This window comes from Anabaena sp. 54 (assembly GCF_017355725.1).
Classification (GTDB): domain Bacteria; phylum Cyanobacteriota; class Cyanobacteriia; order Cyanobacteriales; family Nostocaceae; genus Dolichospermum; species Dolichospermum heterosporum.
Window position 1 is genome coordinate 37203 of the sequence record NZ_JAAVWA010000031.1, and the last position, 26619, is coordinate 63821.

Sequence of the window (26619 nt, forward strand, 5' to 3'; positions counted from 1 at the left end):
TATCAGCCTGGGAGATTGATTTCTAAAACCACTGTCAATAAAGGGTTTGAGACTAACATCTTTTGAAAGATCCAAAATTGACAATAGTAACCCAATTATGAAATTCTCTGAAATTATAGCAAATCGCGGAAAGTATTGCAACCTCGTTGATAAATAGAAAAGATTCTCAATTAATTATTAAGAAAATCTAAAGGCAAATTGCTATAAGTTATAAATATCAAAAGTATTCTTAGTTTAGGATAATTTAAACTTATGATAAAGCGATGACAACTGATCTATCTGAGAAAGAACGCTGGGGATTAAACTATGAGCATATTATTGGATTATAGCGGTTGCAGTAGCGTCTCCCTTGCGAGAATTTCAGATCCCCGACTTCTCTAAGAAGTCGGGGATCTTATGGATCTTATTGTTGAGCATAATACCGGGCATATCTCCCTTCTAAAGCTAATAATTCCTCATGATTTCCCGACTCCACAATTTGCCCTTTTTCTAACACCAAAATGCGATCGCACTTCCGCACCGTTGACAATCTATGGGCAATAATTAACACCGTACGATTTGCCATTAATCTCTCCAAAGCCTCTTGTACCAAAGCTTCTGATTCTGAATCTAACGCTGATGTGGCTTCATCAAGTATCAATATTTGCGGGTTGAGCAGGACTGCACGAGCGATCGCAATTCGTTGTCTTTGTCCCCCGGATAAATTCACACCTCGCTCTCCTACCCAAGTATGATAACCTTCTGGTAGTTGCTGAATAAATTGATGAGCATTGGCGATTTTTGCAGATTCTTCTACTGCATTCATATCAAAATCATTTTGTCCGAAAGCGATATTTTGGGCAATAGTTCCCGAAAACATAATTGTTTCTTGGGGAACAATCCCAATCTGTTTTCTTAAACTATTTAATGTTACATCTCGGATATTTATGCCATCTATAAAAATGTCCCCAAATTCAGGATCATAAAATCGAGGTAATAGATTCACAAAAGTAGTTTTCCCAGCCCCAGAAGCACCAACCAAGGCAATGGCTTGACCGGGCATGACTAATAAACTAATATTATTTAATACAGGTTCTCCTGACTTATAGGCAAAAGTAATATTGCAATATTCAACTTTACCATTGACAGCAGGAAGGGTAATAGCATTGGGTTTTTCTAATACCGTTGGTTGAATTGCTAATAACTCAAAAACTCGATCAACCGATGCCTCACCTTGTTTAAATTCATTATAATTATTAGTAGTATGACCAATAGGATCAATTAACAAAGCTGCTGCTGTTAAATAACTAAAAAATTCACCGACAGTTAAATTACGTTGAGATATTTGCCAAGTTCCTACCATTAACAAAGATAACGCACTGAGAGCTTCTAAAAAACCCACAATGGGAATTTGAATAGCTTTTAATCTTTCTACAGAATATTTAGCTTTAAAACTGCGTTCTGCTTCATGACTAAATCTATCAATTTCGTATTTTTCCGCAGCAAAAGCTTGAATTAATCGAATCCCGCTAAAAACTTCCGTTAAAATAGCTGATAAATCAGAAATACGACTTTGACTTTTGAGAGAATATTTCCGTAAACGTTCCCCAAACCAACCAATTAAAATTCCCATAATTGGCGCAACAATTACCGTCGCTAGGGTAAGTTGCCAATTTAAATAAATCATGTAAATGGGAATAGCAATTAACTGTAAAGCACAGGGAGTAAAATCATGAAAAAGCTTATTAATAACTTCTCCAACCCTGTCAACATCTTCCGTGAGACGATAAGATAAATCTCCAGCTTTAGCAGTTTCAAAATAGCTGAGATTGAGTTTTTGTAAATGAGTATAAACCTGTTGCCGGAGATAAAAAGCGATTCTTAACGCTGCCTTAGCCATGTATAAATCTTGTACAGACTGAAAAAAGCCGCGCACAAGAAAGATAGCAGCACTGATTCCGGCTAATTGAGCGATCGCTAATACATTACCATTCCCGAAGGGAACTGCCAACTTACCCGCGACATTAATCAGGGTTAAAGTTGCCAGTACATATCCCAAAATCCCTACAAAACCCTTAGCAATAGGTTGCCATTGGGTGCGGATATAGGGTAAAAGTTGCCAATAATTAGAACGTGTTTTCAAATCGTAACATCCACAAAAAATATTTTCCTTGTTTGACGCTACCAGTTTTTGGGTACATTTGGGAATAGAGATTGGTAAACTGTAATCAAAACAAAATATTTTATCCTTTATTAGCTCTGTTTTCCTTAATTACATGAATAATCGAAGGTAATAAAGAAACAACAACAATTAAGCCAATTATTGGTAATAGATACTTATCTAATTGTTCCGCTGGTAAAGATTTTCCTAAGAAAAACCCTAACAAAGTAATACCAAATGTCCAAACAAAGCCACCAATTAAGTTATAAGACATAAAAGACCGATAGTGCATAGCTCCAACACCTGCTACAATCGGCGCAAAAGTTCTAACGATTGGCATAAATCTAGCTAAAACAATTGTTTTCTTACCATGCTTTTCATAAAAATCTTGAGTTTTAACAATATGTTTTTTATGAAATAACCAAGAATCATCCTTATCAAATAACTTTCTCCCAAATTTATGTCCAGTAAAATAACCGACATTATCGCCCAATACAGCACAAACAAACGCACCAAAAATCAGCACCCAAATATTCAGCAAGTTCTGAGAAGCGACAAATCCCGCCGTAAATAATAAACTATCACCGGGCAGAAAAAAGCCAATCAATAAACCAGATTCAGCAAAGATAATTCCCCATACTCCAAAGTAACCCAACGATTTAATTAGTTCCGGTAAATTAAAGTGCATTAGTTCCGGTAAATTAAAGTGCTTGACACTCTCCGGTCTAAAGACGCGGAGATTCTATAGAGAGTTTCAGTCTATATCCCTCAGTTATCCCAGTTTCAGGATTGGTTCCTTAAATATTTGGGTTCTTGCCCTGATTTCTTGCCCTGGCGGGCGAAATCATATCTGCTTGCGGTGAGCGAAGCCGAACTGACAAGCGTAACTTTCCGAGAGTCCCCTGGTAGCTTTTTATGTCTTTAGTGACAATTTGATTGTATCACGAATATGGATGAAAATTTGAAATTATTTCAAATTTTCAAATTAACGTCAATGCAGGATAAAGGAAAGCAACTAGCCTTCATCCCTTGTCTGAAGCCCAGATGCGTTCGACTTAGGAGAACGCATCTTCAAGGGTTTTCGGCATCTACTCTATAAAATCCGATTTGCTTAAGAAGTTGCATTTAACATTTTAGCGCTCATAAAAAATAATATTAAGTTCATATAAAGTTATTTTATATTTACTAGCTATTGGGGTAAAGACGAAAAATGCCAAGATATTTAAAAGTGTTGAGATTATTTTGGAGTGCTGCCATTTCCGCAGAAATGGAATATCGTATCAATTTTATCATTTATGCTATTAGTAGCTTAGGCAATTTAGTGGGTGGTATCTTCAGTTTATTCCTGTTCTACCGTACAGGTTACACTTTTTCGGGTTGGTCATGGGAATCAGCTTTAGTAGTTTTAGGAATTTTCACACTATTACAAGGCTTTGCTGCCACCTTTCTCGCTCCCAACTTAAATCGGATTGTGCGTCATGTCCAAGAAGGGACTTTAGACTTCGTATTATTAAAACCTATTCGTAGTCAGTTTTGGTTATCTCTTCATACCATTTCCCCCTGGGGAATACCAGATTTAATCTTTGGTCTATTGATCATTGTCTATGCTGGTACAAAACTTAACTTAGGTATTGATAAATACTTACTGAGTATCTTTCCGTTGACTTGTGGTTTAGTTATTCTTTATAGCCTGTGGTTTATACTAGGAGCAACTAGTATTTGGTTTGTAAAGATATATAATATTACTGAAGTATTAAGAGGGTTTTTAGAGGCTGGAAGATACCCAATTACAGGTTATCCGGCTGCCTATCGCTTCTTCTTCACCTTCATAGTACCAGTAGCTTTTTTAACTACAGTTCCCGCCCAAACTATGTTAGGTCAAATTCAACTTACCTGGTTGCTGGGTGCAGGATTATTAGCTTTGATATTGTTTTTCATTTCTACCCAGTTTTGGCGGTTTGCCCTCCAGTTTTATACTAGTGCTTCTAGTTAATTGGACTCAGTAGACAAAAATTAAGATCCCCGACTTCTGTTGTAATCGTCTCCAGAAATTGTGATTTGTCTTGAGAAGTCGGGGATTTGGGAAACCTAACGATTACAACATATCTGGATTTTCACCCAATTCTCGTAATCTGGCAGCTAACCTAGCTGCTTTTGCTTGAGCTTCCTCCTCTCGTGATTTAGCTGCCTCCTCTGGTAATAAAACTAGATTGCCCGCAACATCATAAAACCGCACCCAAATCGCAGTTTCCCTATCTATAGTTCCTTCCCAAGTTCCCAACCATAAACCCAAACGTCTACACCATAGCCAACCATTTTCATTTGGTCTTAATGGCTGATACTGTTGTTCATGATCTAAATGCCATCCTTGTAAAGAATTAGCATCAAATGGGTCATAGACAAAATAATCGGAGGTATGGAAAGTCTGTTCATAAAGGTCTTTTTTAATTCCCTGATCTATTCCTGCTGTAGACCGTGACATTAATTCCACAATCACATCAGGATAGCGACCATTTTCTTCCCAAACTACCCAACCTTGTCGAGGGTTACTACCATCAACATTGAGAACAGCAAAAAAATCGGGACCGCGAAAATCACGATTACGAATTTGGCTACTGCTGTAGTAAATAAACATATTGCCCCCAGTAAAATAATCATTGCGGTCAGACCAAAGCTGCTGCAATGAACGAATGAGGACATTCATGGCAATCCGGTGTCTATTTGATTCCAAGACTTCACCATCATCAAATATTAAGTCAGCAGGTGGATGATGGGGTTCCCAGTCCACAATGGCTAGATTGTTTTCGGTACTCATGAGTGATTATCACCTTTTTCATCAAGCCCTAAACTTCCATCATAATCTGTCTAAAGCTTTCTCAAAGTCTTTGATTATGGCGGTAATTGCTGAAAATTTAGAAAAATTTCCGATTTTATGCCGTACTATTACAAATAAGCGAATTTGATGGCGAATACGCAGCAATATTTTCAGAAAAAATAGGCGCACCAGCCAAGACATTTAGAGGGTGTTTGAAAAGTCATGATTGCTGTATCAAATGTTTTATCCCTCCCTAACCCTCCCCTTATAAAGGCTATCGTGTACACACAAGTTAAATTACCCCCCCTTAATCCCCCCGATGCTTTAGGGGGAAACCGGAAAAATTAGTTCCCTCCCCAAAGCATCGGGGAGGGTTAGGGTGGGGTAATTCGAGGAATAATGGTGATTCGATAACTTGTGTGTACACCGTTTTTCAGCAAGTCCTACCTGTATATTAATTAGCATTAATTTGTAGCTACCAATTTAAAACCATTAGCTTCTCCCATAACCTTACTTTGATTTAAATTAATTTTCTGCAAAGTATCCTGACCCAATAATAAATAAGATTTATCAGCAAACTTATCTTTTAAATCTGCCATAGATGTAGGAATAATTTTACAATCACTATAAAAATCTAAACTAGGACGACTATCAGGAAAAGAAGTATAAATTTGTGTTCCAGGTGGCACATTATCTCTAATTAACGCTGCCACTGGTAGAACAGGGAATTTTTCATTTAACTCCCATATCCATGATTGAGAACTCATCAACATTCCTAAAACTAAATACATCCCCGCAAATAAAACCGGGATAAATTGACGGTTATGCTGATTAACTAACCATGATGTCATCCCCATAGTCATTGCTAAAACAACACTCATTACAATTAATAATGGCTGTTTATCAAATATATTAAAATAAATGCAACCTGCTAAACCGACGATAACTAAAAATGCAAAAAATCCCGTCAAAAATCTGGTTTTAAACTTCTCCTCTTGCCAAATATAACTTAAATTAGCCCCAATTGCTAAAGCTAAAAATGGATATATGGGCATAATATACCAGGGTAATTTGGTACTCATTAAAGAAACTATTGCAAAATAAATAATTGTACCAATGAGAGTTAAACAACCCCAATCAGTATGACGATTTTTCCAACTTAAATATAAACCTCCTGGCAAAAATAACAACCAGGGAAAACCATATTTTATCACTTCCAGTAAATAATACCAAATCGGACCAGTATTACCTTCCACAGCTTTTCCCAGTCTGTCAAAAGCTTGGGATTGAAAATGCACTTCTAAGAAAATATTACCATAATGTTGCCATTGGGCAAAATACCAAGCAATAGCCGGGAAATTACCTAATACCATTCCTATCCATAGAAATGGATTTTTTAATAAAGCTAATTGTTTATTAGCAATGATAAATAAACTTACTATTACTGCTAAAACTACTACTAACATTCCCTTTGTCAGAGTAATTAAACCCAAACAAAATCCGATACCAACAGCATATTTTTTATCATGACGGGCTTTGAGAACACAAAATAACAATAACAAGAAAAAGGAAACAGTCATTCCATCTAACATTGCTAGTCTACCATGACGGACTACAGGCAATAATGTTAAATAAACCAAAGCTGAAAATAAAGCTGGTAAATTTTTTATAAAAGCTAAACGTCCAATTAAATAAAGTAAAGGTACTCCTAAAGCTGTTAAAAATGCTCCCGGAAATCTGGTAGTAAATTCTTGCACTCCTCCGATATGATAGCAAACAGCAATAAACCATTGCATCAAAGGTGGTTTTAATAAAAAAGGATCTCCTTGGATAGTCGGATAAATCCAGTTACCAGTGCGATAAATTTCCCTGGCAACTATAGCATAAGTACCTTCATCCCAATCTCGTAAAGGTAAATTACCCAAACCTATCAGCGATAAAATTAAAGATGCTACCAATAAACCTAAAAACCATTGTTTATGACTCATATTTTATAAATGAATTAATGGGAGAAATTTCATGATATTTGTAACTGTTTTTAAAGTCTTTAATTCTGGTATATCTGGTTTTAATTTTTCTGCTATTATCAACTGCTTTTCGGCTTGTTTGGGTTGAAAGTCATACAAATAAACAAATGCTAAATAAAGCCAAGTATAGGGATTGTGACGATCATATTTAGTTAATTCTGTTAAATTCTGAATTAATTCCGGTGCTTTGCGCTGTAAAAGTTGTGATAAAACCAAAGTATAACGCCAATTCAGATTATTTGGTTCATTCTCTAGGTAATAATTAGTAGCAAATTCAATTTGTTTTAAATAATCTTGAGTAGGATCATATTGATTAAAATTATCTATTTGCACAAAGATATTATCTAATTTTCCCTGTTGTAAGTCTACTGCCAATTGTGACATTCGGGAAACTAAATCTAAAGGTGGTGTTTTTTCTAGTTTTCCTGTATCTGTAACATTAACAATTATATTAGGAATATTTAAAGGTGTAATTTTGCCATTAATTTTATCTAAATATAGTGCGGATAGTTGATATTTTCCTAGCGGTAATTCCTTGGGAATAAATGTAGCGAGATTCTCAATTACTCGAAAATTTCCTTGAGGATGACATTTTATACCACAATATAAATTACCTAGTGCGATCGCATGATCATGATACCAAGCTGATTGTCCATTTTGCCATTTCAACAGTAACAAACCATTTTGCAATTCATCCCATGAACCTGTAATTTGATAGGTAACTGAGTTATTTTGATTTGTAATTACTTCATTAGCAATTATTACTTTTTCTAAAGCAAGTGGCTTGTTATCAACATTTAATTTTTCAACAACTACATGAGGATTTTTGCGATGATATAATCGTAATTTATCACCATGAGGTAATACCCAATCATTCTGTAATTTTAACTCAGGATCAGCTTCTACTAAAGATTTTAATTTGCGTTTTGTTTCTCCCTTTTCTCCTGGTTCATCTGGTTCATTATCTTTGGTGACATACCACGATAAATACTGTAAATCCTGATTTACCTGAGATAATTTCATAGTTAATTTTCTTCCATAAATGCGAAAATCAGCTAATGTCCCGAAATAATCTAAAGTAAATTCATTAACTTGGGGTGTAGAAACTGGAATTACTCCCAAAGTTGTTCTTAAATATGGAGTAGTTTGATTGATTTTCTCCATTAATTCCGCAAGGGGATATTTTTTACTCTCATCATTTGGTAAATGTTTTCCTCCCCATGCTTGAATTAGGGGTAAGGGGAATAAATTATTGAGTAAAATTATCCCACTTAATACAAAAGTTGCTAATCTTAATTTATTAAACCAGATATTGTCAATCAAGTTAAAGAAGTAAGCCAAAATTAAACTAATTACCGGAAAACAAGGCAGAATAAATCTAATATCTTTATTTGTCCCCAAGGAACAAATTATATAACTACTAATTAGAGAAATAAATAACCAAGTTAACGCGGATTTTGATAAATTATCTGGCAATACATTTTGAGTAACCCGACGTTTAAACAGATAAATTAAGAAAATACCAATACTTACAAATAATATCGGAAAACCAACTGTTTCAGGAATAGCTTGCGGATAATATAACCAACCAGCAATTGTTGTTGCAGATGGATCACCTTCTCCTATTCCCACATGATTAGCATTTAAGGCAGAAGTAATAATAGTTAACCAATTTACACTATACCAAGAACCAGCAATCAACCAAGCTAAAATTAAAGATAATCCTGTTTGAATTAGTTTAATAAATTTACGTTTGCTGATAAAAATAATTAATGTGCAGATACTAGGAATGAGAATAAAAATAAAACCTGTGGGTTTAGATAACATAATCAACCCTATTCCTGTTCCTAGCAAAAGAGTTAATATCCATGATAAAAACCCACTATAACTATCTTTCCAAATTGTTAAAACTGTGAAAGTAGCTATGACAATAGCCGTCAAACCATAATCTAATAAATAATCTGTGCGGATAATTCCCATAATGGGAAATAACAAGCAAAATATGCTGGCTGTGATGCCAATTTTTCGGTTTTGAAATAAATAATTCCCTAAATGATATACTGATAAAATAATTACCGCTGTATATACCAAATTGACTAAACTTGCTTGATCATGACCCTTACCAAACAATACTAAAAAGGGTACAGTACAAATATATACAAAAGGAGCGCGATAACTAGGGGTTAATTGCCATAGAGATAACCACCAATCACCTGATAAGATATTTAAGTTTTGAAAAATCCGATAATGATGTAATGCTCCCGTTAAATGTGCGCTTTGATCATAAGCTGGAATAGATTCATCTAAGAAAAACCATGTTCTATCTATCATTAATCCTATTAACCAGATGGTTAATAGTATGATATAGTCTTTATTGATTTTTAGATAAGAGGAATAATTCATTATATTTTTATTTTCAGGCAATTAAATTTTCAATAAATTTTATCATGATCAATCAGCCCATCTACTCCCTAGTTATCCCCATTTATAACGAAGAAGAAAACATCATGGAGATGTATCGCCGGTTACATGATGTTATGGAACAGTTAGACGGTGATGTGGAATTAATTTTAATTGATGATGGTAGCCGCGATCGCTCTTTAAGTATGATGCGCGAATTACATCACCGTGATCATCGAGTCCATTACCTCAGTCTCGCCCGGAATTTTGGGCATCAAATCGCCGTTACCGCCGGTTTGAACTTTGTCCAAGGTAAATGTATCATTGTTATGGATGCCGATCTTCAAGATCCACCAGAATTAATTTTAACAATGATCGAAAAATGGCATCAAGAATACCAAGTAGTATACGCTCAACGCATATCCCGTCAAAAGGAAGGTTGGCTAAAACGCTTAACGGCATACCTTTTTTATCGTCTGCTTCGACGCTTGGCTAAAGTTGATATTCCTGTAGATACAGGCGATTTTTGCTTAATGGATAGACAAGTAGTAGATATCTTGAATTCTATGCCAGAACGCAACCGTTATGTTCGCGGGTTACGTGCTTGGGTAGGTTTTCGACAAACCTCTGTACTTTTTGAAAGAAACCCTCGGTTTGCGGGAGATGTAAAATATACTTTTGGTAAATCTTTATCCCTGGCAATTGATGGTATTATCTCTTTCTCTACAGTTCCCTTACGACTGGCAACCTACTTAGGTATTATCTCAGCTACGATCGCTATGATTATGATAGTATTAGTGCTTTATTGGCGAATCTTTGCCCCAGTCTCTCACTTAATTGGTTACACATTAATTACAATTTCCATGTTTTTCTTGGGTTCAGTCCAATTAGTCTGTATTGGTATTTTAGGTGAATATATTGGCAGAATATATGAAGAAGTGAAAGGTCGTCCTCTTTATACATTAAAAGAAAGTGGAGGCTTTACAAAAAACTAAAATGTTGACTTAAAAAAAATAATACTATTCAATAGTTTTAAATCTCAAAAACCTAGGGGCGCAGGGTCTGCGCCCTCCATTGTATTTCATCCCACCAATCACCGTTATCAATAAAATTAAGGCAATATCAGTGTCAATACCAGAATTTAGTTTACTGCTAATATCAGTTCTTATTAGTGTAGCAGGACAATTTTTTTTGAAAATGGGGGCGATTAAATTAGGTAAAGTTCATATAGGAAACATTATTAATCTCATTCTCAACATGATCACCATACCAGAAGTTTTATTAGGATTAACCTGTTATGGTATTGGTGCAGTAACCTATATATTACTCCTAACCAGAATCAATCTCAGCGTTGCTGCCCCTGCTGTATCCATTGGTTATATATTTTCTGTATTACTAGGTTACTTTGTTTTAAAAGAACCTATTTCTCTAACCCGTGTTTTTGGACTAGGTTTGATTGTCACTGGAGTGATATTAGTGATTTGGAAAAAATCAACTTAACAGAACAAATGTTAATTTTTTCTGCTAAATCCACTATTATGGAAAAGTTATCAATCTATGATAAAAGTATATCCACTCAAGGTTAGATTAGTAGCTAATGTAACTACTAAATCTCATTCGTAAATGAGAAACTATCTTGAGTTAATTATCATTTTTTCTTTAATAGTGAATCATGAGTTCAATCAACAGAATGTACATGAATACCAAGGACATCATACTTCAGAGTATGGTAAACTACCTCAATTTTTAGAAAAATGTGTTATAACCTACCGTCAGAGCTATCACTGCCATCAATGGTTGCTCGCCCCTTGAAGGAGTTACACTGTGGAAAATAATAAGTCTTTTTTTGGAACGCAGGGAATATTAATTGCAATACTTGGACTAACTGGCACTTTAAGCATTGCTTTGATGATTTTATTCAAAGCGAAAATCTCTGATGCTCAAAGTCAAGGTGTAATTGTTAAAAATAAAGATATTGCAGCTAATGTGAAAACTCAGCAGCGGTTAGAGGAATTTAAAACAGAAATGCTTACCACTTGGCAACAAGAAGCACAAGCCAAAGGGGTTTCCACTGATGTACCATCTAACTTTCAAGGGATTGTCATTAGCGAGGCTAAACTTCCCCCAGGAAACAAAGTTATTGCCCTAACGTTTGATGACGGACCTTGGCCTAGTAGCACCGCCAAAGTATTAGATATTCTCAAGAAAAATAATATTAAGGGAACATTTTTTGTTGTTGGACAAAATGTCAAAAACTATCCAGATTTAACAAAACGGGTAGTTACAGATGGTCATATTATTGCTAATCATACTTGGCATCATTGGTATCATCACATGAATGCACAGACAGCAGCTTACGAAGTTGCTAATACAACAGACATAATTTATAAGACTACTGGTATAAAAACCAGTCTGTTTCGTCCACCAGGAGGAAACATGAGGAATGGAGTAGCGGCTTATGCTAAAAGTAATAAATATGCTGTTATTATGTGGTCGTCTGATTCTATGGACTATTCACGTCCGGGTGTACCAAGACTAATTAATAACATCTTTAGGGAAGCCAAGCCAGGGGGTATTGTGTTAATGCACGATGGTGGTGGCGATCGCTCTCACACTGTCAAAGCCTTACCAGAAATCATTAGCAGGTTTCGGAAACAGGGTTATGAATTTGTGACTGTTCCCGAACTTTTAGAAATGCAAGATCAATATCCCCAGTTAGTTGCCCAAAAATCCCAGAAATCTCAAAAAGCGAAGAAACCATAAATAAAAATGTCAGAATCAGGATAACCAGGATTAAAGGATGAACAGGATGAATAAGCTGTTGGACATTTAGATTGTATATTGCTCACAACTAAAACTCTTGTGGAACAGGCATCCTGCCTGTTTTAATTATGCAAATTAAATGTTTCTCAGCTTATACCAATTCTGGATGAAGATGCACATAATCGTAATTAAATCCTGTAAATCCTTAAATCCTGGACATCCTGATTCAGACAAAAAAGATGAAAGGATAAACAGGATAAATACAGATAAAGTAGACATCTCCAAATACGCAATGAGTGGGATTAAGTATTCTCGATTATCTCACCAGGGAACGACTCAGACTCAAAGAATTAACCAAGGTTATTCGTTCTGGTGATTTTCCTGTGGAACAGTTACAGGTTACTCGGAAAATTAAGAAGGGTGAAAAGGCTCTTTTGGTTCTGGGTAATACTGGGGATGTTGTGACGTTTTATCAAGGAGTTCGGGGACTGACTAATTCTGAAAGCTATTCCAGTGGGTATTATTTGGAGTTGATGGCTAAAAAACGAGATGAGTTACTTTCGGTTGTTGAGCCTCAAGGTGATGTGGGAAAGCAGTTGAGTTTGTTTTGAGTGGGGGATTATACTAATGATGAGAGCGATCGCCCACTCCATTACCATAGGCGATCGCCTATAATTTTTTTCTCTCCAAGCTACCTGGATGCCTAAGCTAGAAAGTCACCTCTATGGCATAGGCATACAATATAAGAGTTACTCTACTAAAGCCTGAAATCCGCCCAAAAAACTGAGTTTCTCCAGAACGAATCGTACTTACTTATATCTTATATCTTATATCTCAGGTTCACGTCTACTTAACACTTTTGTTGTAAAATACTACTGCTAAATTACGAGTGAGTTTATAGTGACACCTGAGAATGCCGCCATTGCAATCATAAAAGCAACTCCTATGGCGTGTAAGCGAATCAATCAAATGTCTCGTTTTCTCCTAAAAACGAGAGGAGGTAGAAGGGGCAGCGGAATGGGTTCTCTTCTGGAAGCTCTCTGGGGTTTCCACACCAACAAAGTTTTGTCAACAGTTGATCCTGAGTCCTATGCTTATGAATTGGGTTGGTTTTCCGATCATGGCTACAATGACTTTGCCTGTGTCTTAAAAGATTCTGATTGGGATTCGGACACACGAACTGGCGAGCTATTACGAATTGAAGCTAAATCAATGAATATTTTAGCGGATGAATCTAAAGGACACTTTGATGAATTGCTTGAAAAACTTGGCGAAGAAGATTTATTGCTTATTCTAATTTGGACTTGGGAGGCAGTAGATACAGCTATTTCTCGACAGGTTTACCCATATATTCTTGACCATTTTATTGGAAAAGCTCGCTCTGTGGCATCTTTAAGAGATGCTTTACATTTAGCTCGTGGCGGCTCTTTTGTAGATAGAAATTCTTGCCCTGACCATTGCGATCCCACCATCTGTCAACATCATGGCGAACCTCTTAATGCAGCAGGGACAAGGGAAAGACTTTCAGGACCAAGTTCATGTCGTGGTGCAAACGTATCTTATGCAGCAAATTTTGGCGGATTAGTCCGGATGATTAAAACAGATTCAGATGCTGCAAGACAAGAATTTCGGAGATTTCGAGCTAATGATGATGATGCTCATGCTTATATTTCGTTTACTCACAGAAATTATCCTGATGAAGAAGCTAATCAATATTTATTAAACGAGTGGAAGGCTATTGCACAAGATTTAGGAATACAAACCAAAGGACTTAACAAGGTAGAAATTATTAGCTCAATCAGAGAAAAATATCCAGAGTATCGAGAGAAACTTAGGTTGATTTTATAGTTTTTCTACTAAAACCTTACATGGTTTTTCACCATGTTCAAGAGCATGAACAACAGTATCTACAATTTTTTGCGGAAGTTCAGATAATTCAATTGATAATTTTCGTCTGTACGAGTTTTCTTGAATTAAAAACTCTTCATACTCTTGCTGTATTTCGATCAGAGGTAAGGGTATCTCTATTTCTAGTAAATCTTGAAGTTGAAGACGAGGGAGTGCAGACCCAGTTTGTAGGTTCTGAACATACTGTTGAACATATTGTGATGCAAGAATAGCCCTTAAAAAATTTGGTAAAACCTTATTGGTATTCGGCTTTAAAACATAAAATTCACCTGAGCAAATTCCTTCCGAAATGAATTCCTCAACTAAATACACCTTATTCAAATATGGTCTAAGCCTACCGTAAAGAATATCCCCCTTTTGGAAAACCTTTGATCTTGAACGAATCTCTTTTCCATATTTTGAACGAAAGTCAATTAGATCCCCTGTTAAGGATTGAACGTTTTCAAGCCCTATATAATTTAAAAGCTTGTCTGGACTTGCTTGAGGATTCAATGTTTCCTTACGCTCAGTTACAATTTCTTGAAGCGATACCAATTCAAATATGCTATTAGAAATACTAGTTCCTTCATTACAAAAAAACTCAACTTTCCAACAAGATTTTTTCTGAAAATCAGATATCGAAGCTTTTCCAATCCACATAACTTACCATCCTTCTTTTAAGAGAAAGTATTCATATTCTTCAACCACCTTGCCAAAATCTGAAGTATTTCTAGCTCGTCCAGATGCGTCATATCCAACATCATCAATTCGAGCTATAAAAATAGAATAGTCTTGATTTTTCTTTTCATCTTTACGCCACTTACGAGCAATAAGAATGCTGGTTTTAATGTTTGCTCCAAATGGAGAGAATGTCTCAACAGGAAGACTTATAACAGCACGTATTTTAGCCTCCTCTTGCAACCAGTCACGAACATATTTAGAACTCCGATTAGCAAAAATTCCATCAGGTAAAACGATTCCAATTCGCCCACTTGGTCTTAAAAATTTAATGCTTCTCTCAATTCCTAAAACTTCTAATTGACAGGTCTTTCTCCCTTTAGAAAGACAAGATTCTCCTATTTGAGAAATGGCATCTGATCCAAGCACTGAGCCAAATGGCGGATTAGTCAAGATCAGGTCAAATGAACTTGATTTTAAATCAGGATAATTTGAAAATTCTAATAGCGCATCTGTACATCTGATATTGCTATGCCCGTCACCTTGAAGTCGCATATCAGTCATCGCAACGCGAACCATTCGGTCACTTTTTTCAATACCATGTAACTTGCCAAAAGCAAATTCATGTAAAGATTTTTCTGCGCCAGATCTATTTTGGCTTCTTACGAACTGCAAACAAGCTGTCAAGAAATGGGCAGATCCACAAAATGGATCAAGTATCAAATCAGAAATCTGGGGACGAGTTATATTAACCATGAATCGTACTACTGGGTCAGGTGTGAAATATTGACCCATACCAGCACGTATGACAGGATTTATAACTTTTTGAAATGCACGCCCCTTAACATCGGTGTCAGAATGGCTAATATCGTAATTTTGAAGAACTTCTACAATTTTTACTAAAGCTGGACTAGAAAGGCGTAATTTTGTATTAAATACCCCACGTGAACGTTGATAAGCTGGAATTTTAAGGCTAAAGACTCGTGTATCGTATTCAGTTGCCTCCATATATAAGCCTCTAATGACTGCGGCAAATTCCTCAGTTGAGCCATATAAAACCTTCTGTAAACGATAGACTTCATTAGGTTTTGTCATTTCCTCGTCATATAATTTTACATATAGGATTTTGCATACCTCATCAAGTGCTTCATCTGGATGAAATCCGTCAATATCTCTTATGTGGCTATGAATTTCAAAGAAAACATTCTCAACACGCTCCGATAACATTAGCAGCCTACTAGAAGTAGTAATATCATCATCAACTGTGTTCAGCTTTAAACTAGACAAAGCATCTGGTTGAGAGTAAACCTCAATATCAACAATATATTCACACTTGTCACTATCAAATCGACGGCGTAAAAATTTAGTACCTTGATCAGTTCCATCTGTTACGATGCCCACTCCAGCGGTGTTACTCTTTATAAGAATTGATACTAGACGATTTTCAGCCTTTTCTAATTCATTTTCCTCGCTAATAGAAATCCAAAAAAAAGGTTCTCCATTAGTTGTTAACAAACGAATCCCAAAAAAGTCTTCAACTTCTAACTCCAAACTTTCAGAGTCAACTAAACTGATTTGATTTTCTAACCAGCCAGTTGGGTAGTTATAAGTTTCTAGAAGTTCTCGGAGTATCCACTGACGAATTGATTCTTTAGAACGGTTCTGAATCCCTAGACTGAACTCTTGAAGCAGCCAATCATCAGGATGTACTACATAAAAGCTTCTTAGATGGGGCATTGTATGATTTTGAAAGCACGACAGACAGATATATTGACTTGTGTAAAACATTATCATACACTCTTGACTGAACGTCAACTATCTTTGACAGTTTGTCAGCAGTGATTTCAATATGACATTAAGTAACCCAAGTTGAAGAACGAAAGTGCCATTTTGTTGAATGACTGCTTTCCCATGCAAACAAAATTATAGTAGGCTTAGAGCTAACGCTCATGTACGACAATACAATTGCCGTACTACCATGCCAACATACTTGTACTTTAGTGAAAACGAATTCTTTCTAACTCGCACCATCAAACAACTAAAAACCCACACTCTAGATCAACAATGGGCAAACTTCAACCATACAGAATACCCCCCAGAATCTAAAGAAACCATTCCTCAAGCATTATCCGATATCATGACACCACCAGTTGGGAGTAGAGGAAGATTAGTACATTTGCCCAACAGCACATTACTGGGAGTGTGTTCAAAAGAAATTTTGTTGCAGTTGGAGTCCATTCTGCTAATAGTTTACAACTAGCCAACGCCATTCGCTTGGGTAACATTGCTCAAGCATTAGAATTTGTTGAACACTTAATTAACTGTAACGAACCAGCTTTAAAGATTACCGCTACCCTGACTACAACCTTTCGCACTTGGCTAACAGTCAAACAGATGATCATCACAGGGTGTCAAGACGACAATACGATCGCCCAACTTGCAGACGTGAAAAATCCCAAACGCTTGTATTACATCCGCCAAGAGGTTGCTAATTGTTGTGTAAACAAGCTGAAAAATAGTTTAAAAATGCTATTGGAACTTGAGCTAATGCTCAAATCTGGTGTAGATGAAAAACTCGCCTTGCAAACTCAAATTATCCAACTTTGCTCGTAGGTACTACTTCTTGCAAATGCAATAGACACCTCGGAAATTTAACCTAAAAAGCTCCGGTTGTTGTAAGGAAATTAAATTTCTGGAGATGTCTAGTTATTAATTAAATCCTGGAAATCCTCAAATCCTGGACATCCTGATTCAGACAAAAAAGGATTAAAGGATAAACAGGATAAAGTATTTAATTAAATCCTGTAAATCCTCAAATCCTGTACATCCTGATTCAGACAAATTACACAGAACTCAATTGTTTTTCTGCTACTTTGGCTTCTGGACTATCAGATTCAGAAGGTGGTACTAATTGCCAGAACTTAGGTAAATATACTTCCCAATTAGCAATAATTTCCTGTGCCTTGGGTGAACCCGTTTTCTGGGCATGAGTTTGAATTAACTCATACAATTGTTTTGCACCTGCTTCACTCACAACCCGTTGCACTTTGACGATCGCATGATTGACAAAATCAGGGAAATTACCGACTTCATCAAGGAAATAAGCCAATCCGCCTGTCATACCTGCACCCACGTTGCGGCCAGCTTTACCCAGAACCACAATTACACCACCAGTCATATACTCGCAGCAGTGATCACCAGCCCCTTCAATTACGGCTGTACCTTTAGAGTTCCGCACCGCAAACCGTTCTCCGGCTAAACCATTGGCAAATAACACCCCACCAGTCGCCCCATAAAGGCAGGTATTCCCTACAATCACGTTTTCTGCTGGGTTATAGGTGGCATTGGCTGGGGGCTTAATAATAATTTCCCCACCGTTCATGCCCTTACCAACATAGTCGTTTGCTTCCCCTACTAAGTTGAGAATCACACCATCCAGGTTAAATGCGCCGAAGCTTTGCCCCACACTTCCCTGGAAATTCAGGTTTATTTGCCCTGTAAAGCCGTTGTCACCGTATTTATGAGCGATCGCCCCAGTTAACCTCGCGCCGACCGTTCTATCAGTATTTACGACGGTAACGGTTTTACTAACTTCACCCTGATTCTGAATCGCGGCTTGAATATCTGCATCAGCTAGTAACTGATCATCTAAAACTGGTCCATTGCTGTGAACTTTTTCATGCACCAACCAACTACGATTAACTTTTGCATCTGGCAGCTTAGTTAAACAATCCAAATTCAAAGCTTGGGTTTTATTCAGTCTAACTTCAGAACGCACCGTTAATAAATCAGCGCGACCAATTACTTCTGATAAAGAACGATATCCCAATTTAGCCAACAGACTCCGCACCTCTTCCGCGATGAAGTAGAAGAAATTAACAACGTGTTCGGGAATGCCAGTAAACCGTTTCCGCATTTCTTCTTTTTGAGAAGCTATCCCCACAGGACAATTATTAGTGTGGCAAATCCGCGCCATAATGCAGCCTTCCGCAATCATAGCTATAGAACCGAACCCAAACTCCTCCGCCCCCATTAACGCCCCAATTAGGACATCCCAGCCGCTTTTCAGACCACCATCTACCCGCAAGATGACGCGATCGCGCAAGCTGTTTTCCATTAATACCCGATGTACTTCCGTTAACCCCAATTCCCAGGGACTACCAGCGTGTTTAATCGAAGAGAGGGGTGATGCACCTGTACCGCCATCATGTCCCGAAATTTGGATAATATCGGCGTTAGCTTTAGCCACACCCGCAGCAATTGTGCCAATCCCGATTTCTGCGACTAATTTCACAGAAACTTGGGCTGTGGGGTTAATTTGGTGCAAGTCAAAAATCAACTGGGCTAAATCTTCAATCGAATAAATATCATGGTGGGGTGGCGGGGAAATCAAAGTTACACCCGGCTTAGAACGCCGCAACATGGCAATATAAGGGCTTACTTTGGGTCCAGGTAGCTGTCCACCTTCTCCTGGTTTTGCACCTTGGGCAATTTTGATTTCTAGTTGTTGGGCTGTGGCTAAGTATTGGGGAGTAACACCGAACCGTCCTGAGGCAATTTGTCTAATGGCACTTGCAGCCGTGTCACCATTTCTCAACCCATTGAGATGAGGCAGAGTAGGAGATTTACCAGCGGTATCAACATCATTTAAAACGTTGTAACGAACCGGATCTTCCCCACCTTCACCAGAATTAGATTTACCACCAATGCGATTCATAGCGATCGCTAAAGTTTCATGTGCTTCTCGTGATAACGCCCCTAAAGACATCCCACCAGTACAGAAACGTTTAACAATATCATTAACTGACTCCACCTCTTCCAAAGGAATTGGTGAGCGCTCGCTTTGGAAATCTAGCAAATCACGCAGCGCCGTTACCGGACGATTGTGCAGATGTTGCTTATAAACCTCATAATGGTCATACTGCTTACCATTGACAGCCTTATGCAGCGACTTCGCCAATTCTGGGCTATTCATGTGGTATTCACCACCGGGACGGTATTGGACAAAACCTAAGTTTTCCAACTTCTTCGCCGTCAATTCCGGGAAAGCCTTACTGTGGAAAGATAACACCTCTTGTGCTAATTCACTCACACTTAAACCACCAATCCGGGAAGTTGTTCCCCGGAAACCCAAAGCCAACAAATCACCACCAATCCCAATAGCTTCAAATATTTGCGCCGCTTGATAACTGGAAAGTAGGGAAATACCCATCTTCGAGAGGATTTTCAGCAAACCCGATTCTATAGCTTTGCGATAATTTTCTACGGCTTGATTTAAAGTCAGAGTGGCAATTTTGCCCCTAGTCATAAACTGCTGAGTTTTGGGTTCATGCCACCAAGCAGTTACAGTATCTAAAGCCATATAGGGACAAACCGCCCCCGCACCATAACCCAACAAACAGGCAAAATGATGGGTACTCCAACATTGGGCTGTATCCACAATTAAGGATGTTTTCATCCGTAACCCTTCACGGATTAAGTGATGGTGAACCGCACCAATGGCTAATAAAGGAGGAATATAGGTATATTCTGCCGCAATCCCTGTACCTGTTCTGTCACTTAATATGAGAATCTTCGCACCAGCCCGCACCGATTCCGCAGCTTGTTTTTGCAAAGATTCCACAGCCGTTTTTAAACCATCTGGTCCTGTGGCTATGGGAAATAAAGTTGACAATTCAGCCGTTGCAAATCCTGACAACTTAATAGTTTCTAACTCTGTTTGAGTGAGTACAGGAGACTCCAACTTGAGTCTGCGGGCGTATTCCGGTTTAGGTTCTAATAAATTCCCCTTTTCACCCAATTCCACCGTCAGCGACATCACCAACTTTTCCCGTAAAGGGTCAATCGCTGGATTAGTAACTTGGGCAAACCGCTGTTTAAAATAGTCATACAGCAAATGGGATTTTTCTGACAATACCGCTAAAGGAATATCATCTCCCATACAGAAAGTTGCTTCTGCACCCGTACTAGCCATAGGGTGAATCACCATTTCCACATCTTCTATGGTGTAGCCAAAGGCAATTTGCTGTTGTAATAAGACTTGTGAATCAATTTTGTCAGTTGTCAGTTGTTCGTTGTTTGTTGACAAATGCCCATTACCGTTACCATTGCCATTAACTACAGACTTACCCTTCACTAACTTACTCAATTCTTGGCGGTATTGTTGCAACCATTCGCCATAAGGATGTTGTTTAGCAATGCGCTGTTTAATCTCCCAGTTCTTGAGGATTTCTTGGGTGTTTAAATCCACCGCAATCATTTGTCCTGGACCGAGTCTACCTTTTTCGAGAATGTTTTCTTCTGGGAAATCCACAACTCCAGCTTCGGAGGCAACAACAATATAATCATCTTTGGTAATGACATAACGCGCAGGTCTTAAACCATTACGATCTAATGTTGCTCCAACTTTTTTGCCATCGCTAAATACTAACAGCGCGGGTCCATCCCATGCTTCTTGCAAACCGCTGTAATATTCATAAAAATCCACAATTTCGGGATATTCAGCCAAGGAAGGTTGATTTTTATACGCTTCGGGAACCATCATCATTAACCCTTCTAAAGGGCTGCGTCCCGAACGCACCAACAACTCTAGTACATTATCTAAAGTAGCAGAATCACTATTATCAATGTTGACCATTGGTTTGAGTTCGTCAAACCGATCTTCCCAAATCGGATGACTAAGGGTGGCTTCCCGTGCCATCATCCAATTAATATTCCCCAACAGGGTGTTAATTTCTCCGTTATGACCTAATAACCGCATTGGTTGGGCTAAAGGCCATTTAGGCATCGTATTGGTACTAAAGCGGCGATGATATACTGCAAATGCCACTTTAAAAGCCGGATTTTTTAGATCTTCGTAAAAATCCCCCAAGACAGCGGAACGCACCATGCCTTTATAAACAATTGTCCGACTAGACAAGGAACAGACATAAAAATCTTCAGAAATTTTTCTACCCGCTTGCATAATGCGGCGACGGGCAATATACAATTCTCTTTCTAGTTCATCACCGCTCTTATCAGCACAAGAAATTATAACCTGTTCTATTTGGGGTTGATTTTCTTTTGCTTGCATCCCTAATACTTCTGGACGCACCGGAACTACTCGCCAGCCCAGTATAGTTAATCTCTCTTCTGCTGCTATTTGTGCAAATGCAGCCTTAGCAGATTTGGCGGCTGTTGCGTCTTGGGGAAAAAATATCATCCCCACCGCCATATTACTCAGATTAGAAAAATCAATCGCATTATTGTGATCTTGTGCCAATAATTCCCAAGGAATCGCTGTTAATATCCCCGCACCATCTCCAGAATCTTGGTCAGCACTACAACCCCCTCTATGTTCTAAGCAAGTTAAAGCAGTTAAGGCTTGATCCAAAATTTCATGACTGGCAATATTTTGACGATGGGTAATAAACCCGACTCCACAAGCATCCCTTTCTTCTACTAACCACTTTTGTCCTGGATATGTATCTGGAAAATTAGTATCTGACACTGTAATTTGCTGACCCTGATTCGATGGTTGATGATTCATACTCTATTCCTGAAATGTTGAGGTACAGATGTTGTTATTACTGCTAAAGGGAAATTTTCTCAGTTTTGGCACTGGATAAAAATACATAATTACCAAAGTTTAGAGATAACAATTTTAGCTTGACGTTTAACTAAAGCTGTGTTATCAATACCTATTTATTTTTTGTTTGTTTACAAGAATACTCGGTAATTTTAATCCCCGTCATCAATTCTTACTCAATTTCTATTTTCTCTTGTCATAATTTAGCATTTTATGGATAATATTACCTATACAGGAAGCAATACTACTCGGTTAAGCATGAAAAGTCATTATATGGTAGGTCGGGTTTCGTTCCTCAACCCAACCTTATCAAGGATTTTGTTTGGTTTCGCTGTCGCTCAACCCAACCTACATTTCCTTAACCGACAAGTATTGATACAGGAAGGGTAATCAACCTGTCTAAAAACCCAATTGCTGCCTAAATCGCAGACACCATACCTTGACAATTAAACGGCGGTTGCTCTACTTGGTGAGACCCCACCTCTGGTTTAGAAACCGCAAGGAATCTAAATTAAGTGGTTTCGGTGAACTAAGAATCTCACTGACTTTAGCCGCTGAGAGTGTCAATGCACTATATAAACAAACTACCCTAATCCAGAAAGACCTGTAAATCCAACGGTTTTGAAGTTTGCAGTTTTTTTGCTCACGGCTTACACCATGCAAGCTATTCTTGTTCTTTGCTGATTACTGATAGCTCCCAAAAATTAGCCTATTTTCACTATATGCCCATTTGACAATTCCTAAAACATATCTATTTTTCCCTGTATTCTGGCTGTTTATTCATGACCAACCACAGGAACTTGAGATTTTAGATTCAAACCCCAAAACCTAAAATTTTAGAGATGAGGATAGGGTGTCCGAATTTCACCTTTAACCCCCAACAGTATCATAGCAGGCTCCAATTAATTTGTATTATTTAAGACAATTGCAGCTAGTATTTTTAGCATAGTAACTGCCTGCTACTCTGAATAAGAGACACAGACCCAAGATAAATAATATCACGAATATTTCTAAAAAAGGTAATTATTTTTTAAATTTTCTGATAAATTTTCGCTAGGCTGGGTTTTGATTGATAACTTTTAAAAATACCCAGTCAATGATCTTGAAAATCCTAAATTCTGTATTACCGCTACTGTCAACAGCACTGTGTTTGACTCCTACTTATGGGGCATTTGCTCAAGATACTCCTAGTTTACTAACTCCCGTTCCCACTTCCGTTAGTGCTGGTAATCAAATTATTCTCAATGGACGGATTTTACCAGGAGCATGGTTACAACCAACAGCAACCACCATTAAAGGACAAACTTATCTAAGTGATGGTGCAGTTAAGCAATTAATAGGGATAGATTTACTCAATAGCAGTAATCCTGGCAAACAACCAGTACAGTGGTTTTCTGGCTTGACAAATCCCCTCATTTTTAACACGAATCTTAGCGGAGGATATCGTTATTTAGATATTACTCAATTAGCCCAAACAGCTAAATGGCAAATTCAAGCTAATGGTAACACTTTGGTAATTTCTACTCCCCCTTCTCAACTGAAAAACATTCGTCTGGGTAAACAACCAAAAGGAGATAGAGTTGTCCTCGATTTAGATATAGCGACCCCTTGGCAAATTCGACAAGAATTACCAGTTAAAAAAGTAGTAGATCCTGATGAGATTATCTCTAAATCTACCACACCACCCAACAGAGAATGGACGCTTACCCTAGATGGTATTGCTGATCCGACTTTAATACAACGCTATAACTCTCAACCCACTACACCACCCATTTCCGTATCAATAATTCAAAAAGTGGAAGTGGTTAATAATCAAACAATTCTCCGTCTTAGTATTCCCTTTGGTCAGTCTCTACAAGTTAGCACTATTCCCCAACCCAATCGCTTAGTTATTGATATTCAACCTGATGCCATGGTGGAAAAAACTATTGCTTGGGCGCAGGGATTACAATGGCGACAGCAGTTGGTAACTTTAGGAACAGATCGCTTTCCTGTGGTTTGGTTAGATATTAACCCTCGGTCTGTGGGATTAAGTATTAAGCCTATAATTACTAATCCGCAAACATTAACTGGTACAGCCCCTTTAATCCAAACTGCTCAAAATTACTTAGCAGTAGCCGCAGTTAATGGTGGTTATTTTAACCGTAATAATAAATTACCTTTAGGCGCAATTCGGCGAGATAATCAGTGGATATCCGGTCCAATTCTTAACCGAGGAGCGATCGCTTGGAATAATAACGGACAATTTTACTTTGGTCGGCTCACCCTCACAGAAGCCTTAATTACTAACAATAATCAACGTCTACCCATTTCCTTACTTAATACTGGCTATGTCCAACGCGGTATTGCTCGTTATACTCCAGTATGGGGAAATACTTATACACCTTTAGCTGATAATGAAACTATTGTAGTTGTCGAAAACAATCAAGTAAGCAATCAGTTAGCAGGAGGTAAAAGTGGTATAACTACCATTCCCATTCCCGAAAATGGTTATCTCCTCATCTTCCGCAATCAGACACCACAATTACCCATTGGGACAAAAGTTTCTCTTACCAGCACCACTACCACACCTGAATTTAGTCGCTACCCCCACATTATTGGTGCAGGTCCCCTATTAGTCCAAAATCGGCAAATAGTTCTAGATGGACCAGCAGAAACATTCAGCCCTGCTTTCATGACAAGTCAAGCAGTTCGCAGCAGTATTTGTACCACTTCCACAGGTAATCTTATGATTGCTGCTGTACATAGTCGGGCTGGTGGTGGTGGTCCAACTTTGGCAGAACAAGCAAAATTAATGCAAACAATGGGTTGTATTAATGCTTTAAATTTAGACGGTGGTAGTTCTACCAGTCTTTATTTAGGCGGTCAGTTACTTGACCGTTCTCCTAGTACAGCAGCCCGTGTTCACAATGGTATTGGGATTTTCATATCACCAAAAGTTCCTAAGTAGGTGAACCAAAATTCAGATAATCCACATTCCTTAGGACTTACGCACGCGTCGTTTTCGGCTTTGGGAATAACTTATTGGGTAGGGTGCGTCAGATAGAGGAAATCTGTTTTTTACCAAATTATCGGGTCTGACGCACCCTACAAGAGATAAAATCCGAATTACATATTTAAGAAACTTTGTCAATGCGTAAGCCCTAATTTTTTGATGAAGATTTTATGTAGACAGATTAGTTTCCGCCAGGGACTTTACCAGTCAATGGTGAGTTTTGCTATCTTTATCAAAGTGGCTAAATCTTGTCGCTTTTCCATCAACTGTTCTAACTAAAAACAGGTTTGTTATGTCTCCATCTGAGGTAACTATGGCTAAACTATCAGAAACTGCCCCAAATACTCTGACTCTACAACCAACAATTAATGCTAGAAGTATTGCTGCTGGTGAATTACGTCCTTGGGGTTCTTTCACAGTCTTAGAAGAAGGGCGCGGATATAAAATTAAACGAATTGAAGTAAAGCCTGGACATCGCCTCAGCTTACAAATGCACCACCACCGCAGTGAACACTGGATTGTTGTTTCCGGTACAGCTAAAGTAGTTTGTGGCGACAAAGAAATCTTATTAAGCAATAATCAATCAACCTATGTCCCCCAATGTACAACCCATCGGTTAGAAAATCCCGGTGTGATTCCCTTGGTTTTAATTGAAGTCCAAAATGGCGAATATCTCGGAGAAGATGATATTATTCGCTATCAAGATGATTATGCCCGTTCGGAAAAGTAGGCAGGGGCAGGGGGCAGGGGAGCAGGGCGCAGGGGAGCAGGGCGCAGGGCGCAGGGGAGCAGGGGAGAGAAATATTCTTTTGCAACGGACAACGGACAACAAACAACGGATCACTGACAACGGACAACGGACAACGGACAACTAACAACTGACAACTAACAACTGACTAATAAGAAAATTCCATGATTCATTTCAGTCCAACAGCCATTAATGAAATCGGGCGCTTAAAATCTAAACAACCATCAGATACCTTATTTCGCTTGCGAGTCAAATCTGGAGGTTGTGCTGATTTGTTTTATGATCTGGCTTTTGATACAACAGTACAATCTCAAGATCAGGTTTTAGAGTTGCATGATATTCGCGTAATTATAGACCCAGAAAGCATAAATTACATTAATGAGTTATCAATAGATTATTCAGAAGATTTGATGGGTGGGGGTTTTCGCTTTCACAACCCTCAAGCAACATCAACCTGTAGTTGTGGTAATTCTTTCTCTATTAGTCAGTAGTCATTGGTCATTGGGAAAATTCTTTCTCCCCCCCCCAACTCCCCCAACTCCCCCAACTCCCCCAACTCCCCCAACTCCCCCAACTCCCCCAACTCCCCCAACTCCCCC

General features: G+C 38.1%; 19 protein-coding genes. 11 read left to right on the forward strand and 8 right to left on the reverse strand.

Annotated elements, in window-relative coordinates; all coding sequences use genetic code 11:
* Window positions 1-403: 403 nt before the first annotated feature.
* Both HEQ36_RS21300 and HEQ36_RS21305 read right to left on the reverse strand, forming a co-directional pair.
* A complete protein-coding gene (locus tag HEQ36_RS21300) occupies window positions 404-2122 on the reverse strand; it encodes an ABC transporter ATP-binding protein (RefSeq protein ID WP_053538436.1) in 1719 nt (572 codons plus the stop codon).
* 100 nt (window positions 2123-2222) lie between these two features.
* Window positions 2223-2828, reverse strand: coding sequence for a VTT domain-containing protein (locus HEQ36_RS21305; protein ID WP_039201960.1), 606 nt, complete (start codon window positions 2826-2828; stop codon window positions 2223-2225).
* Window positions 2829-3350: 522 nt separating this feature from the next.
* Between HEQ36_RS21305 and HEQ36_RS21310 the strand changes: the two genes are divergently transcribed.
* Window positions 3351-4133: an ABC transporter permease gene (locus HEQ36_RS21310; protein ID WP_168634934.1), complete on the forward strand. Its 783-nt coding sequence runs from the start codon at window positions 3351-3353 to the stop codon at window positions 4131-4133.
* Window positions 4134-4235: 102 nt separating this feature from the next.
* Here HEQ36_RS21310 and HEQ36_RS21315 read toward each other — a convergent pair whose 3' ends face one another.
* The 3 genes from HEQ36_RS21315 to HEQ36_RS21325 all read right to left on the reverse strand — a co-directional run bounded on the left by HEQ36_RS21315 (window position 4236) and on the right by HEQ36_RS21325 (window position 9385).
* On the reverse strand, window positions 4236-4955 hold the full coding sequence (locus HEQ36_RS21315; RefSeq protein ID WP_168466395.1) for a Uma2 family endonuclease: 720 nt from the start codon (window positions 4953-4955) through the stop codon (window positions 4236-4238).
* 464 nt (window positions 4956-5419) lie between these two features.
* Window positions 5420-6913 carry a glycosyltransferase family 39 protein gene (locus HEQ36_RS21320; protein WP_325064584.1) on the reverse strand — a complete coding sequence of 498 codons (1494 nt, stop codon included), beginning with the start codon at window positions 6911-6913 and terminating at the stop codon, window positions 5420-5422.
* Between the two features lie 33 nt (window positions 6914-6946).
* Window positions 6947-9385 (reverse strand): hypothetical protein, encoded by a 2439-nt coding sequence (locus tag HEQ36_RS21325; RefSeq protein WP_168634936.1) that lies wholly within the window; start codon window positions 9383-9385, stop codon window positions 6947-6949.
* Window positions 9386-9432: 47 nt separating this feature from the next.
* On the opposite strand from HEQ36_RS21325, the gene HEQ36_RS21330 reads away from it, so the two are divergent.
* From HEQ36_RS21330 to HEQ36_RS21350, 5 genes are all read left to right on the forward strand, one after another.
* The gene (locus tag HEQ36_RS21330) at window positions 9433-10377 is read left to right on the forward strand and encodes a glycosyltransferase family 2 protein (protein WP_027402068.1); all 945 of its coding nucleotides are present in this window, start codon (window positions 9433-9435) and stop codon (window positions 10375-10377) included.
* Window positions 10378-10507: 130 nt separating this feature from the next.
* Window positions 10508-10882, forward strand: coding sequence for an EamA family transporter (locus HEQ36_RS21335; protein ID WP_027402067.1), 375 nt, complete (start codon window positions 10508-10510; stop codon window positions 10880-10882).
* A 324-nt stretch (window positions 10883-11206) separates the two neighbouring features.
* On the forward strand, window positions 11207-12145 hold the full coding sequence (locus HEQ36_RS21340; protein WP_168634937.1) for a polysaccharide deacetylase family protein: 939 nt from the start codon (window positions 11207-11209) through the stop codon (window positions 12143-12145).
* 296 nt (window positions 12146-12441) lie between these two features.
* The gene (locus tag HEQ36_RS21345; RefSeq protein WP_053538431.1) at window positions 12442-12756 is read left to right on the forward strand and encodes a hypothetical protein; all 315 of its coding nucleotides are present in this window, start codon (window positions 12442-12444) and stop codon (window positions 12754-12756) included.
* 406 nt (window positions 12757-13162) lie between these two features.
* Window positions 13163-13993, forward strand: a complete 831-nt coding sequence (locus HEQ36_RS21350) for a hypothetical protein (protein ID WP_168634938.1) — start codon at window positions 13163-13165, stop codon at window positions 13991-13993.
* On the opposite strand, the gene HEQ36_RS21355 is transcribed toward HEQ36_RS21350, so the two are convergent.
* Both HEQ36_RS21355 and HEQ36_RS21360 read right to left on the reverse strand, forming a co-directional pair.
* Window positions 13988-14692: a restriction endonuclease subunit S gene (locus HEQ36_RS21355; RefSeq protein WP_168634939.1), complete on the reverse strand. Its 705-nt coding sequence runs from the start codon at window positions 14690-14692 to the stop codon at window positions 13988-13990. The genes HEQ36_RS21350 and HEQ36_RS21355 overlap by 6 nt on opposite strands.
* 3 nt (window positions 14693-14695) lie before the next feature.
* Window positions 14696-16447 carry an N-6 DNA methylase gene (locus HEQ36_RS21360; protein WP_168634940.1) on the reverse strand — a complete coding sequence of 584 codons (1752 nt, stop codon included), beginning with the start codon at window positions 16445-16447 and terminating at the stop codon, window positions 14696-14698.
* A 241-nt stretch (window positions 16448-16688) separates the two neighbouring features.
* On the opposite strand from HEQ36_RS21360, the gene HEQ36_RS21365 reads away from it, so the two are divergent.
* Together HEQ36_RS21365 and HEQ36_RS21370 are read left to right on the forward strand one after the other, a co-directional pair.
* Window positions 16689-16970 carry a hypothetical protein gene (locus HEQ36_RS21365; RefSeq protein WP_233455368.1) on the forward strand — a complete coding sequence of 94 codons (282 nt, stop codon included), beginning with the start codon at window positions 16689-16691 and terminating at the stop codon, window positions 16968-16970.
* Entirely contained in the window at window positions 16913-17323 is a 411-nt protein-coding gene (locus tag HEQ36_RS21370; protein ID WP_233455369.1) for a hypothetical protein, read from the forward strand. Before HEQ36_RS21365 ends, HEQ36_RS21370 begins: the two co-directional genes overlap by 58 nt.
* A 229-nt stretch (window positions 17324-17552) precedes the next feature.
* On the opposite strand, the gene HEQ36_RS21375 is transcribed toward HEQ36_RS21370, so the two are convergent.
* Window positions 17553-22238: a glutamate synthase-related protein gene (locus HEQ36_RS21375; protein ID WP_168634941.1), complete on the reverse strand. Its 4686-nt coding sequence runs from the start codon at window positions 22236-22238 to the stop codon at window positions 17553-17555.
* 1135 nt (window positions 22239-23373) lie between these two features.
* Here HEQ36_RS21375 and HEQ36_RS21380 point away from each other — a divergent pair.
* From HEQ36_RS21380 to HEQ36_RS21390, 3 genes are all read left to right on the forward strand, one after another.
* Window positions 23374-25227, forward strand: coding sequence for a phosphodiester glycosidase family protein (locus HEQ36_RS21380; RefSeq protein ID WP_168634942.1), 1854 nt, complete (start codon window positions 23374-23376; stop codon window positions 25225-25227).
* A gap of 358 nt (window positions 25228-25585) precedes the next feature.
* On the forward strand, window positions 25586-26002 hold the full coding sequence (locus HEQ36_RS21385) for a phosphomannose isomerase type II C-terminal cupin domain (protein WP_027402060.1): 417 nt from the start codon (window positions 25586-25588) through the stop codon (window positions 26000-26002).
* A 182-nt stretch (window positions 26003-26184) separates the two neighbouring features.
* Window positions 26185-26511: an iron-sulfur cluster assembly accessory protein gene (locus HEQ36_RS21390; RefSeq protein ID WP_168634943.1), complete on the forward strand. Its 327-nt coding sequence runs from the start codon at window positions 26185-26187 to the stop codon at window positions 26509-26511.
* Window positions 26512-26619 lie beyond the last annotated feature (108 nt).

Coding starts and splice junctions, on each gene's coding strand:
- HEQ36_RS21365 (WP_233455368.1), top strand. CDS start 16,689: ATGCCAACATACTTGTACTTTAGTGAAAACGAATTCTTTCTAACTCGC.
- HEQ36_RS21350 (WP_168634938.1), top strand. CDS start 13,163: ATGGGTTCTCTTCTGGAAGCTCTCTGGGGTTTCCACACCAACAAAGTT.
- HEQ36_RS21355 (WP_168634939.1), bottom strand. CDS start 14,692: ATGTGGATTGGAAAAGCTTCGATATCTGATTTTCAGAAAAAATCTTGT.
- HEQ36_RS21315 (WP_168466395.1), bottom strand. CDS start 4,955: ATGAGTACCGAAAACAATCTAGCCATTGTGGACTGGGAACCCCATCAT.
- HEQ36_RS21325 (WP_168634936.1), bottom strand. CDS start 9,385: ATGAATTATTCCTCTTATCTAAAAATCAATAAAGACTATATCATACTA.
- HEQ36_RS21390 (WP_168634943.1), top strand. CDS start 26,185: ATGATTCATTTCAGTCCAACAGCCATTAATGAAATCGGGCGCTTAAAA.
- HEQ36_RS21305 (WP_039201960.1), bottom strand. CDS start 2,828: ATGCACTTTAATTTACCGGAACTAATTAAATCGTTGGGTTACTTTGGA.
- HEQ36_RS21385 (WP_027402060.1), top strand. CDS start 25,586: ATGGCTAAACTATCAGAAACTGCCCCAAATACTCTGACTCTACAACCA.
- HEQ36_RS21360 (WP_168634940.1), bottom strand. CDS start 16,447: ATGCCCCATCTAAGAAGCTTTTATGTAGTACATCCTGATGATTGGCTG.
- HEQ36_RS21375 (WP_168634941.1), bottom strand. CDS start 22,238: ATGAATCATCAACCATCGAATCAGGGTCAGCAAATTACAGTGTCAGAT.
- HEQ36_RS21380 (WP_168634942.1), top strand. CDS start 23,374: ATGATCTTGAAAATCCTAAATTCTGTATTACCGCTACTGTCAACAGCA.
- HEQ36_RS21310 (WP_168634934.1), top strand. CDS start 3,351: ATGCCAAGATATTTAAAAGTGTTGAGATTATTTTGGAGTGCTGCCATT.